The organism is Pedobacter terrestris (assembly GCF_052343045.1).
GTDB lineage: Bacteria > Bacteroidota > Bacteroidia > Sphingobacteriales > Sphingobacteriaceae > Pedobacter.
In genome coordinates, this window is record NZ_CP180264.1 from 339,871 (window position 1) to 352,734 (window position 12,864).

Sequence of the window (12,864 nt, forward strand, 5' to 3'; positions counted from 1 at the left end):
TTTAAAAATGCCCGTTTCCGAAAAATCAGGAAATGGGCATTTTTCTTGCCTGACAGGCTTGAAACGCATTTGTTTAGAATGATTATAAATTGTATTTCACGTCAGTATTATGTCATGGGATTTATTAATAAGTTATACTTTTGTTCAAGTTTTGAATAGGCCTACACAGTTCTATTATCAATTTCACAACAAAAAATAAATTAAATTAGTATAAAGTGTTCATTATGAGAGATATCTCGATGATTTTAAAAAGCGTTTGGAAGTCGTTATTCGTGTTTTCAGCCATTTCCGTAATAGCGGTTTCTACCGTAAGTGCGCAAGATGCTGCAGAGGGAAGGACACTTTTCAAGGCTAAATGTTCTTCATGCCACGCCTTAGATGCAAAATTAGTTGGTCCGGCTTTAACTGGAGTGAGTGATCGTCACTCTGAAGAATTCCTTTTAAAATGGATTCCAAATTCACAAGGTCTAGTTGCTGCTGGAAATCCTGAAGCGGTTAAATTGTTTAACGACAATGGTAAAGTAGCGATGACTTCTTTCCCTGAGTTAGACGAAGCAAAAGTAAAAAGCATTTTAGCTTACATTAAAGAAGGTGAGCCTAAGAAAGCTGCAGATGCGAATGGTGGTGCTGTGAAAGATGATACAACTTCAGGTTTATCAATTGCAGGTATTGTTGCTATTGTTCTGATCGCAATTGTAATCTTGATTATCTTAGGTCGTGCAAGTAAATTGCTTGAGCGTTTAATTCTTCAAAAACAAGGTATTGAGATTGAAGAAGATGTTCCTTTGAAAGTTGGCGTTCGCAAAATGTTCAAGAACAAGAAGTTTGTTATGTTCTTTATTTTGTGTCTGATCATCTCTTTAGGATCATGGGGTTGGATGAGTATGTGGAATACAGGTGTTCACACCGGTTATCAGCCAGTTCAGCCAATTAAATTCTCTCACGAGTTGCACGCTGGTATTAATCAGATTGATTGTCAATACTGTCACTCAGGCGCATTCAAATCTAAAAATGCATCTATTCCTTCATTAAATGTTTGTATGAACTGCCATAAAGCGGTACAGGCAAGAGATAATTATGATGGTGAGATTTCTCCGGAGATCAAAAAAATCTATAATGCATTGGGTTACGATCCGGAAACTCAGAAATACGATGAGAGCAAAGCAAAACCAATTGAATGGGTGCGTGTACACAATTTGCCAGATTTCGCTTATTTCAATCACTCACAACACGTTGTGGTTGCTGAAGATGCAATCCGCCAGGCAAAAGGTTTACAACCAAACGAGCCAGTATGTTTCGCTTGTCACGGTCCGGTTAATACAATGGAAGAGATTTATCAATATTCTCCATTAACTATGAAATGGTGTATCAACTGTCACAAAGAGACTGATATTTCTGGTCAGAAAAATAATGCTTTCTACGCTAAGGTTATTGAAGCGCACGAGAAGATTAAAAAAGGCGAGAAAATTACCCCGGCATTGTTGGGTGGTTTAGAGTGTGGTAAATGCCACTATTAATAGAGTAGAGTTTAGTAAGAACATTCGAATAAACAGTAATATAGCTTAAATGGAAAGCAATAAAAAATACTGGAAAGGCTTAGAGGAGTATAACAATACCCCCGATTTTGTTAAAAACAACAAAAACGAATTTGCTGAGCCACTTCCAATAGAAGATGTTTTAAATGAGGCAGGTTTAAGTACCGTAACGCCACGCCGCGACTTTTTAAAGGCGCTAGGTTTTGGTTTAGGTGCGGTAACTTTAGCGGCTTGCCAGAGTACACCGTTAAAAAAATCAATCCCTTATCTGGTAAAACCTGAAGAAGTAACTCCAGGGATACCTAACTATTATACATCTAGTTTTAACGGACAGAGTATCTTAGTAAAAACAAGAGAAGGTCGTCCAATTAAAATTGAACCAAATCCAAATGCAGGTGAATTTAACTGCGGTACGGATGCGAGAGCACAGGCTTCAGTTTTAGATTTATACGATGTATCTAAACTAAAAGCGCCAGCTTTTGTAAAAGATGGAAATGCCGAGGAAACAACCTGGGCTAAATTAGATGCTTTCGTAAAAGACGGTTTAACTAAAGCGCAAGCATCGGGTAAAAAAATCCGTATTGTAGCTTCAACAGTAAACAGTCCGTCTACAAATGCAGTAATTGCACAATTTATAGCAAAATATCCGGCAGCTAAATTGGTTCAGTATGATGCAGTATCTTATACAGGTATCATTCAGGCAAACCAGAATAGTTTCGGAAAAGCTGTATTGCCAAAATACAACTTCGATAAAGCAGACTTAATCGTAAGTATTAATGCAGATTTCTTAGGTACCTGGATTAGCGGTGAGGAATACACTTCTCAATATACCGCTAACCGTAACTATAAATCATTAGAGAATAAAAAAATGAGCCGCCACATTCAGTTTGAAAGTGGAATGAGCTTAACCGGTACAAATGCAGATACCCGTATTCCAATTAAATTATCGGAAGAAGGACCTGTTTTGATCGCTTTATATAATGCCATTACAGGTGCTGCTTTACCAGGTGCTACACTAGGTAACAACACTACTGCCGATAAGGTAGTTAAATTAGCCGCAAAAGAATTGTTGCAGGCAAAAGGTAAAGCGCTTGTAGTTTGTGGATCAAATGATGTTTCTACACAGATTTTGGTAAATGCAATCAATGCAGCAATCAGCAGTTATGGTACAACAATCGATTTAGATAATCCTTGTTTTTTATATGCAGGTAACGATGCCGAATTTAATGGCTTAGTTGCAGAAATGAGTAGAGGTGAAGTTGGAGCAGTATTGTTCTTGAACAGTAATCCTGCATATGATTTTGCAAATGTTCAGGCATTTAAAGATGCTTTGGCAAAAGTAACCACTAAGGTATCTTTCTCAGATCGTGCAGATGAAACTGCTTCGCTTTGTGATGCTGTTGCCATTAACCATAACTACTTAGAATCATGGGGTGATGCAAATGCTTATGAAGGATATTACTCTATCGTTCAGCCAACTATTCACCCGGTATTCAATAGCCGCCAGGCAGAAGAAAGTTTATTAACCTGGGCAGATGCGCCAGTTAAAGAATATTATCAGTTTGTACGCAGCAACTGGGAAAGCAAAATGCTTCCGGCTATTGGCATGAACTGGGAAGATGTTTTAGATAAAGGTGTAGTTAAAGTTGCTGCAAAACCTGCGGCTGCATATAGCTTTACTTTATCATTAACAGCAGTTGCCGCTTCAATTTTGAATAGCAGCAAAGCTTTATCTAAAGACATTCAACTTCAGGTTTACGAAAACGTGCCGATGCGCGATGGTAAACTGGCCAACAATGCATTCCTTCAGGAATTGCCAGATCCAGTTTCTAAAGTAACCTGGGATAACTATGTTGCACTTGCACCTAAAACTGCAGAAGGCTTAAAAGTTAGCGAATTTGATGTTGTAACTGTAAAAGGAAGTAACGGATATTCAGTTGATCTTCCTGTGCTAATCCAACCAGGTCAGGCTCAAGGTACAGCTTCAATTGCTGTAGGTTATGGCCGTACCAAAGTTGGTAAAGCAGGTGATAATGTAGGAAAAAATGCTTTCCCGTTTGTTTCATTCGTAAATGGAACAATGCAGTATGCAACTACAGTAACCATTACACCAACAGGTGCTACATACGAACTTGCTCAAACGCAAACGCACCATTCATTTGAAGGTCGTGCGGTAATTAAAGAAGCATCGTTCAAAGAATATCTTAAAAATCCATCGGCTGGAAACCATAAAGGTGACCATAAGGATTATGATCTTTGGGATCAATATGAGAAACCAGGAAACAGCTGGGTTATGGCAATCGATTTGAATGCTTGTACAGGTTGCGGTTCTTGTATTGTGGCATGTAACGTAGAAAATAACATTCCTGTTGTAGGCCGTGACGAGGTCCGCCGTCGTCGTGAAATGCACTGGATTCGTATTGATCGTTATTACAGCTACGAAACTCCAGAAGGAGATGTGACTAAAGAGAAAGAAATTGCAAAATTATCAGACTTAGATCACGTATCTGTTGTGCATCAACCAATGTTGTGTCAACATTGCGATCACGCACCTTGCGAAACAGTATGTCCGGTATTGGCAACAGTACACTCATCAGAAGGTTTAAACCAGATGGCGTACAACCGTTGTGTAGGTACACGTTACTGCGCAAATAACTGTCCGTATAAAGTACGTCGTTTCAACTGGTTCAACTACTGGAATGATTCACGTTTCGATAACTATCTGAACAACGAATTTACTCAATTGGTATTGAATCCAGATGTAACTACCCGTTCACGTGGTGTTATGGAGAAATGCTCAATGTGTGTACAACGTATTCAGGCTGGTAAACTGGAAGCTAAAATGGAAAAACGCCCATTGAAAGATGGCGATATCAAAATGGCTTGTCAAGAAGCTTGTTCAGCAAATGCAATCATCTTTGGTGATGCAAACGATCCAAATTCAGAAGTTTCAAAAGCGTTGCGTTCAGAGCGTATTTATTATGTTCTTGAAGAAATCAATGTGAAACCAGGTATTGGATATATGACAAAGATTAGAAACACAGACACAACAGTACAAGCGTAAGCTTTGGTATAAAGAAAATACAAATTATGTCAGGACATAACGAATCAATACTTAGAGAACCCTTAATTACCGGAAACGATATCACGTATGCAAAAATTACGAATGATATCCTGATGCCGGTAGAGAATAAGCCAAATAAGGCATGGTGGATCGGTTTCATCGTAGCTTCATTGGGTGCATTACTTTGGGTTGTTGCTGTGAGCTATACCTTTTGGAATGGTATTGGCGCATGGGGATTAAATAAAACAGTTGGATGGGCTTGGGATATTACCGGTTTCGTTTGGTGGGTAGGTATCGGTCACGCAGGAACGTTGATTTCTGCAGTACTTTTACTCTTCCGTCAAAACTGGCGTAACTCCATTAACCGTTCAGCAGAGGCGATGACTATTTTCGCGGTTATTTGTGCGGCAACATATGTTGTATCACACATGGGCCGCCCCTGGTTGGCGTATTGGGTACTTCCTTTACCAAATCAGTTTGGTTCACTTTGGGTAAACTTTAACTCACCATTGGTATGGGATATGTTTGCAATCTCTACGTATTTCTCTGTATCCTTATTATTCTGGTATACAGGTCTGCTTCCGGATATTGCAACCATCCGTGACCGCGCTACAGGTATGCGTAGAAAAATATATTCAATCTTTTCTTTCGGATGGTCTGGTAGTGTAAAAACCTGGCAACGTTTTGAGGCTGTGTCCTTAATTCTTGCAGGTATCTCTACTCCACTGGTACTTTCGGTACACACGATTGTATCTATGGACTTTGCAACTTCGGTAATTCCGGGGTGGCACACAACAATCTTTCCTCCTTACTTCGTAGCCGGAGCGATTTTCTCAGGTTTTGCAATGGTACTAACACTTTTGTTGGTTGCCCGCAAAGTATTGGGACTTGAGAACTACATCACCATGTTCCACATTGAGTCGATGAATAAGATCATCATCTTAACAGGTTCAATCGTAGGTGTAGCTTATTTAACTGAGTTCTTCATTGCATGGTATTCAGGTTCTGAATATGAGCAATATGCATTTATCAACCGTTCTACCGGTCCTTACTGGTGGTCATACTGGATGATGATGACTTGTAACGTGATTTCACCGCAGTTGTTGTGGTTCAAGAAAATTCGTTTGAGCATCAAAGCAACGTGGATCTTATCTATTGTTGTAAACATCGGTATGTGGTTTGAACGTTTCGTAATTATCGTAACCTCATTACACCGCGATTATATTCCATCAAGTTGGGCAATGTTTTATCCTACTTGGGTTGATATCAGTGTCTTTGTTGGTTCAATCGGGTTGTTCTTTACTTTATTCCTTTTATTCTTACGTGTATTGCCATCTATTGCAATTGCCGAGGTGAAAATCATCTTGAAATCTGCGTCTGAGCAAGCGAAGAAAAAAATTATTGCTGAAGGACACGAGAATAAGGAATACGTTAACGAGTATATCGAGTCGTTAGAAAAATTTGATAGTGTTAAACAAGAAGAATACGCAAAAATATAACAATGAGTAATATCAAATATATTTTAGGCAGCTTTGGCGATCCTGATGAGTTGATGCACGGCATCGACAAGCTTCAGGAAAATAACATCAGTATTTATGATGTATATACCCCAATGCCTATACACGGAATAGAGGCCAAATTAGGAGTTAAAAGATCAAGAATTGATATCGCTGCATTTTGCTTTGGTATTACCGGTACCTGTGCTGCATTCTCTTTAATTTACTATTGTGCAGTTATAGACTGGAGAGTGAATATTGGTGGTAAGCCATCATTTGCATTACCGGATTTCATTCCGATAATGTTCGAATTAACAGTATTGTTCTGTGCATTCGGTATGGTGTTGTCTTATTATGCATCAACACACCTTTTCCCGGGTCGCGCACCACGGGTTATGGATCTACGTGCTACAGACGATCGTTTTGTAATTGCAATTGATGCAAAAGACAATACAGAGCATACGGTAATTGATGGTTTATTAAAAGATGCTGGTGCTTTAGAAGTAAAGTATAATGAAAGGAAGTACATTAGCTATGAATAAGAAAAAATTTGTTTTTGCCGCGTTTCTAGCTATTGCATTCGCAGTTAGTTTTACGGCTTGTAGAGATAAACGCAGTACTGGTCTGGAGTATGCCAGAAACATGTATGATGCATTAGCTCCAAATCCTGATCAGCCACTTTCGACAACGAATCCGGATCTGGCTAGTTTTAACGGTCATACTGCACAAGTGCCACCAGCACATACGAAACCTGTAGGTTTTAAAGAATATGATGAATATCCGAATACAAAAGAAGGATATGAAGCGGCAGGTGTAAGCATGGTTAATCCATTGCCTGTTGATACCGTAAACCTTGCACAGGGTAAACATCTTTTTCAGGTGTTTTGCAGCCCTTGTCATGGTGATAAAGGAGATGGACAAGGCCACCTGGTTAAAATTGAGAAATTTAGTGGCGTGCCTTCTTATTTCGCAGGTGCATCTTCAAGAGGTGGAAACATGGCTGATCTTACTGCCGGTAAAATCTATCACACCATTACATATGGTGTAAATAACATGGGCTCGCATGCCTCACAAATTTCGCCAACAGATCGTTGGAAAGTGGTGATGTATGTTCAACAATTACAAAAAGGACAATAAGTAAAGCAGAATATAAATGGGAACTCACAATTATAATTTTAGTGAACAGTTTGAGTTTACAGGTAAAGTAAAGACCTTAAGTATGGTTGGTATCGTTTTAGGTATCGCTGCTATTGCTTATGGTTTCGTAAGTGGGCACCAAGAGCGCACTTTTGCAAACTTGTTGCTTATGGGGTATTATTTTGCATGCGTATGTATGTCTGCATCATTTTTCCTGGCTGTTCAATATGTAGCACAAGCAGGTTGGTCTGCAGCAATTTTGCGTGTACCACAAGCCATGGCTAGAACATTACCTATTGCTTCGGTTATTTTAATCGTAATCGCAGGTTCTGGATTATTGTTACATCATGACATTATAGAACACGGTCAAACGGTTAGTGCGCCGTTTCTATACAAACACTGGGCAACACCTGGTTTAGCGGAAGCTGGCTCTGAGCATTATGATGCTATTATTGCCGGTAAATCTGTTTTCCTTAATGTACCGTTCTTCTTAGGTAGAATGGTTATCTTCTTAGGAATCTACAGTTTCTTTGCTATTAAATTTGTAAATCTATCCTACAATGAAGATTTGGCAGGTGGTTTAAATTCTTACAGAAGCAGTTTTAAAAACGCTTGTATCTTCCTTGTAATTTATGGTTTTACTACACCTATCTTTGCATTTGATACGGTGATGTCATTAGAAGCACACTGGTTCTCTACAATGTTCGGTTGGTACAACTTTGCTGCAATGTGGGTAAGTAGTTTAGCTGCAATTTCAATCATCGTTATTTTATTAAGAAGAGCAGGGTATATGCAATGGGTTAGCAATAGCCACTTGCACAACTTAGGTCAGATGGTATTTGGATTCTCTATTTTCTGGACTTACGTTTGGTTTGCTCAATTCTTGTTGATCTATTATGCGAACATGCCAGAGGAGACGGTATATTTCTATAAACGTTTTGAATACTACAAATTCTGGTTTTTCTTAAATCTTGCAATGAACTTCCTGGCACCAGTATTATTACTGATGGATCGGGATAACAAACGCAGCGATAAAAAACTATTTTTTGTAGCTATAGTGGTATTGTTGGGGCATTGGGTAGATTACTACCAAATGATTATGCCAGGTACAGTAGAAGACGGACACAATGGTTTTGGAGTTATTGAGATTGGTACTGCCTTAGGTTTCGTAGGATTGTTTACCTTTACCGTTTTAACATCGCTAAGTAAAAAACCTTTGGTTGCAAAAAACCATCCGTTTTTACAGGAAAGTTTGCATCATCAACTCTAAGTGTTGATTAAAATAGCGAATATTTAATTTTTAAAATAATTAGCAGTACATCAGTACTACTTTTAAGAAAATGAGTTTAAGAAAGTTTATCACGAATAAAACGACCGCAGCTTTAGCAGTTCTATTAACTGTTTTTGCTCATACGAGTGTATTTGCTCAAGATGCGGCAGCAGGAGCTGCAGCGGCACCGAAAGTTGATATGGGTGAAGTCTACAAATCAGTAATCTTTTATGTACTGATTTTCCTGGCTGTTTGTTTGTTCATCTCCATTATCGGAAAATCAATCAGGGTTTATGAACTTAGCCGTGAGGCACAAGGTAAACCAGTAGGTATAAACTGGAACAGAGTTCATGCAAGTTTATTTGCATTGTTCTTAGTTTTGGGTTTGTATGGTGTATATTGGGAATACACGGTGCATGGCGCTATGTTATTGCCTGATGCGGCTTCGATTCATGGAGAACGTATAGATAACATGTTTAATTTAACATTGATCATTACTACGATCGTGTTTATTGCAACACATATCTTATTATTCGGATTTGCTTATATCTATAAGTATTCAGCAAAAAGAAAGGCATATTACTATCCACACAACAATACAATTGAAAAGATCTGGACAATTGTTCCTGCGTTGGTTTTAACTGTTTTGGTGTTGATGGGTTTCTTAACCTGGAGATCAATTTTCTTTAAGGAAGAAGATCCAAACAATAAACCTTTGCAAGTTGAAGTAACTTCAGAACAGTTCAAATGGACCATCCGTTACCCGGGAGCTGATGGTGTTGTAGGTAAAAGAAATTATAAATTAACGACTGCAAGCAACGTATTGGGTATCGATTTCAAAGATCTTAAGTCACGTGATGATTTAATGGCTGATGAAATGGTTATTCCTGTAAACAAACCAGTAAAATTGCTTTTAAATAGTAAAGACGTTATTCACAGTTTTTACATGCCGCATTTCAGGGTTCAGTTAAATACTGTACCGGGTATGCAGACTGTATTTGAGTTTACGCCAACCAAAACTACTCAGCAGATGCAAGAGGAAACGAATGATCCTAATTTCGCATTCCTTTTCTATTGCGCAAAGATTTGCGGATCTGGTCACTATAACATGCAGAAAGTAGTACGTGTTGTTTCTGAGAAAGAATACGAAGAATGGTTGACAGAACAAAAACCATTTTTGAACGACGATTTGAGAAAAGAATTTAATTTGCCAGGTGCCCCTGCTGCGCCAGTTAAGTCTGTAGCAGATTCTTCAGCAACTGATTCAGCTGCTGCGAAAACTAACCAAGTGGCTTTAAATAAATAATATTACTGCAGAGCGAAAAGAATTATGTCAACAATAGCATTACAAGACAACCACACACACGATCACGACGATCATGGACACCATAAGGAGACTTTGATTTCAAAGTACATCTTCAGTATGGACCACAAGATGATCGCGAAGCAATTTCTAGTTACGGGTATTATTATGGCCGTAATCGCGATGATTTTGTCTATCTTATTCCGTATTCAATTGGCATGGCCGGATAAATCTTTCCCTTTCCTTGAGACATTTTTAGGAAAATGGGCTGAAGGTGGTCGTATCAAATCTGATTTCTACCTTGCACTGGTAACCATACACGGTACCATTATGGTATTCTTCGTATTAACAGCTGGATTGAGCGGTACATTTAGTAACTTACTTATCCCATTGCAATTGGGCGCAAGAGATATGGCCTCGCCATTTCTAAATATGCTTTCTTACTGGTTCTTCTTTACAGCGAGTGTAGTTATGATGGCTTCATTCTTTGTACAAACCGGACCAGCAGCAGCAGGTTGGACAATTTATCCGCCACTTTCTGCACTTCCAACAGCCATTCCGGGATCTGGAATGGGGATGACGCTTTGGTTGGTGAGTATGGTGTTGTTCGTTGCTTCTCAGATTATGGGCGGTATCAACTATGTAAGTACAATCCTTAACATGCGTACTAAAGGTATGGACCTTTGGAAAATGCCTTTAACCATCTGGGCTTTCTTCTTGACTGCTATTCTGGGATTATTATCTTTCCCGGTATTGGTAGCAGGAGTTGTGTTATTGATCTTTGACCGAAGTTTCGGTACAAGTTTCTACTTGTCTGATATTGTTATGGGAACCAATATTTTACCAAATGAAGGTGGTTCGCCAATTTTGTGGCAACATTTATTCTGGTTCCTGGGCCACCCTGAGGTATACATTGTAATTATGCCAGCGTTGGGTATTTCATCAGAAGTAATTTCTGTAAATGCACGTAAACCAATCTTCGGTTACCATGCGATGGTGTATTCATTAATTGGTATCACTGTTCTTTCGTTCATTGTATGGGGTCACCACATGTTTGTTACGGGTATGAACCCGTTACTTGGCGGTGTGTTCATGATTACCACATTGATTATTGCGGTTCCATCGGCAGTAAAAACCTTTAATTATCTGGCTACTCTATGGAGAGGTAACATCCGTTTTACGCCAGCAATGTTATTCGCTATCGGTTTGGTATCTTTCTTCATCTCTGGTGGTTTAACCGGTATCTTCTTAGGGAATGCATCATTGGATATTAACTTACACGATACTTACTTCGTAGTTGCCCACTTCCACTTGGTAATGGGATCTGCAGCTATCTTCGGTATGCTTGCAGGTGTTTACCACTGGTATCCTAAAATGTTCGGTAGAATGATGAACGCTAAATTGGGTTATTTACACTTCTGGTTAACTTTTATCGCAGCGTACCTGGTGTTCTTCCCGCTTCACTTTTTAGGTTTGGATGGTGTACCTCGTCGTTATTATGCTTTCACTGAGTTTGAGTTCATGAAAAAATGGTTAACAGTAAACGTATTTGTTACCTGGGCTGCTATTATGGCTGCGTTGGCACAGATTGCCTTTTTGTTTAACTTTTTCTACTCTATTTATAAAGGTAAAAAAGCGACTCAAAATCCTTGGGAATCTAATACTTTGGAATGGACAACTCCAGTTGAGCACATCCACGGAAACTGGCCAGGAGAAATCCCTACGGTTTACAGATGGCCATATGATTATAGCAAACCAGGACATGATGCTGATTTTATCCCTCAGGATGTTCCTTTCTCAAAAACCATGAGTTCTAACTTGCCTCACGATTTTGAAGGAAATGAAGAAGCAGAGAAAATTCAGCAACAGTGGGAACTTGCTAATCCTGTAGAAGCGAACAAAGGCTAAGCATTAAGCTTTAATATAATTTTGGAGGGGTATCTGATTAAGTTTCTGCTTATCCGATACCCCTTCTCTTTTTAAAAAATATATGGTCAGCAGATCAGAGAATAGATTTATCAGAATTAATTTTATAACGATTATCGTTACATTACTGGTTGTTTTAGCTGGTGGTATCGTCAGAAGTACGGGGTCTGGTATGGGCTGTCCGGACTGGCCAAAGTGTTTCGATCAATACGTTCCACCTACTGATATTTCTCAGCTTCCTGCCAACTACAAAGAGAAATATGTAGCCGGCCGGATAAAAAAGAATGAGCGTTTTGCCAAAGTGTTGGAGCGGATGGGCAAAACAGAATTGGCAGATAGTATTCGTCATGATAAAAGCATTCTCGTTCCGGAAGAGTTTAATCCGGCAAGAACCTGGACAGAATATTTGAACCGTTTAGCGGGCGTACTGGCAGGGATATTTTTACTGCTTACAGCGGTTTACTCATTTACCTATCGTAAAACGGCAAAGCGTATTGTAGTATTAAGCATATTGAATATTTTTGTTGTGGGTTATCAGGCTTGGTTAGGTTCTATCGTAGTCTCTACTAATCTTGCACAATGGGTTGTTACGGTGCACATGCTTTTAGCACTTGTGTTGCTGGCAATTTCCATTTACACTTACAACTATGCTAAGCAATTGCATAAAGAACCATCGGTGATTATGTATCGGATTTTGTGGCTAAAAGGTTTTCTGTTCTTTACTGTACTATTGAGTATTGCACAGATTGTAATCGGTACTGACGTTCGGGAAGCAGTAGATCTTATAGCGAAATCTTTGGGAGACGGAAGTAAGCATCTCTGGATTTCTAAAATTGGGTCTATTTTTTCATACCACCGCGACATGGCAATTGCTGTAGTTGTTGCCAACGGCATTGTGTATAAAATGGTTATAGATCGGTTCAGTGGAAAAGCTGCGCCGTTAATTACTGCTCAGGCGATTCTAGTAGCCTTGTTTGTTCAGTTGCTTAGTGGATTTGCACTCGCCTATATTTCATTTCCGCCACTTGCCCAAGCATCGCATATATTATTTTCGACCGTGTTATTCAGTTTACAATTTTATCTGTACCTGCTGGTTTACCGCACACGTACTTATAAACAATAATTATACAGAT

General features: G+C 39.1%; 9 protein-coding genes. All 9 read left to right on the forward strand.

Annotated elements, in window-relative coordinates:
• The first annotated feature begins 224 nt into the window (after nt 1-224).
• The 9 genes from ACJVDH_RS01670 (at nt 225) to ACJVDH_RS01710 (ending at nt 12,854) form a co-directional block, all read left to right on the forward strand.
• Nucleotides 225-1,517, forward strand: coding sequence for a c-type cytochrome (locus tag ACJVDH_RS01670; RefSeq protein ID WP_443945841.1), 1,293 nt, complete (start codon nt 225-227; stop codon nt 1,515-1,517).
• 49 nt (nt 1,518-1,566) lie between these two features.
• Entirely contained in the window at nt 1,567-4,599 is a 3,033-nt protein-coding gene (locus tag ACJVDH_RS01675) for a TAT-variant-translocated molybdopterin oxidoreductase (RefSeq protein ID WP_443945842.1), read from the forward strand.
• Nucleotides 4,600-4,625: 26 nt separating this feature from the next.
• The gene (gene nrfD / locus ACJVDH_RS01680; RefSeq protein ID WP_443945843.1) at nt 4,626-6,098 is read left to right on the forward strand and encodes an NrfD/PsrC family molybdoenzyme membrane anchor subunit; all 1,473 of its coding nucleotides are present in this window, start codon (nt 4,626-4,628) and stop codon (nt 6,096-6,098) included.
• Between the two features lie 2 nt (nt 6,099-6,100).
• The gene (locus tag ACJVDH_RS01685; protein WP_443945844.1) at nt 6,101-6,637 is read left to right on the forward strand and encodes a DUF3341 domain-containing protein; all 537 of its coding nucleotides are present in this window, start codon (nt 6,101-6,103) and stop codon (nt 6,635-6,637) included.
• Nucleotides 6,609-7,232 (forward strand): c-type cytochrome, encoded by a 624-nt coding sequence (locus tag ACJVDH_RS01690; protein ID WP_443945845.1) that lies wholly within the window; start codon nt 6,609-6,611, stop codon nt 7,230-7,232. Before ACJVDH_RS01685 ends, ACJVDH_RS01690 begins: the two co-directional genes overlap by 29 nt.
• A gap of 16 nt (nt 7,233-7,248) precedes the next feature.
• Nucleotides 7,249-8,502 carry a quinol:cytochrome C oxidoreductase gene (locus ACJVDH_RS01695; RefSeq protein WP_443945846.1) on the forward strand — a complete coding sequence of 418 codons (1,254 nt, stop codon included), beginning with the start codon at nt 7,249-7,251 and terminating at the stop codon, nt 8,500-8,502.
• A 70-nt stretch (nt 8,503-8,572) separates the two neighbouring features.
• Nucleotides 8,573-9,808, forward strand: a complete 1,236-nt coding sequence (locus ACJVDH_RS01700; protein WP_443945847.1) for a cytochrome c oxidase subunit II — start codon at nt 8,573-8,575, stop codon at nt 9,806-9,808.
• 117 nt (nt 9,809-9,925) lie between these two features.
• Entirely contained in the window at nt 9,926-11,713 is a 1,788-nt protein-coding gene (locus tag ACJVDH_RS01705; RefSeq protein WP_443947591.1) for a cytochrome c oxidase subunit I, read from the forward strand.
• 82 nt (nt 11,714-11,795) lie between these two features.
• Entirely contained in the window at nt 11,796-12,854 is a 1,059-nt protein-coding gene (locus ACJVDH_RS01710; RefSeq protein WP_443945848.1) for a COX15/CtaA family protein, read from the forward strand.
• Nucleotides 12,855-12,864: the final 10 nt, after the last annotated feature.

Coding starts and splice junctions, on each gene's coding strand:
- ACJVDH_RS01670 (WP_443945841.1), top strand. CDS start 225: ATGAGAGATATCTCGATGATTTTAAAAAGCGTTTGGAAGTCGTTATTC.
- ACJVDH_RS01675 (WP_443945842.1), top strand. CDS start 1,567: ATGGAAAGCAATAAAAAATACTGGAAAGGCTTAGAGGAGTATAACAAT.
- nrfD (WP_443945843.1), top strand. CDS start 4,626: ATGTCAGGACATAACGAATCAATACTTAGAGAACCCTTAATTACCGGA.
- ACJVDH_RS01685 (WP_443945844.1), top strand. CDS start 6,101: ATGAGTAATATCAAATATATTTTAGGCAGCTTTGGCGATCCTGATGAG.
- ACJVDH_RS01690 (WP_443945845.1), top strand. CDS start 6,609: ATGAAAGGAAGTACATTAGCTATGAATAAGAAAAAATTTGTTTTTGCC.
- ACJVDH_RS01695 (WP_443945846.1), top strand. CDS start 7,249: ATGGGAACTCACAATTATAATTTTAGTGAACAGTTTGAGTTTACAGGT.
- ACJVDH_RS01700 (WP_443945847.1), top strand. CDS start 8,573: ATGAGTTTAAGAAAGTTTATCACGAATAAAACGACCGCAGCTTTAGCA.
- ACJVDH_RS01705 (WP_443947591.1), top strand. CDS start 9,926: ATGGACCACAAGATGATCGCGAAGCAATTTCTAGTTACGGGTATTATT.
- ACJVDH_RS01710 (WP_443945848.1), top strand. CDS start 11,796: ATGGTCAGCAGATCAGAGAATAGATTTATCAGAATTAATTTTATAACG.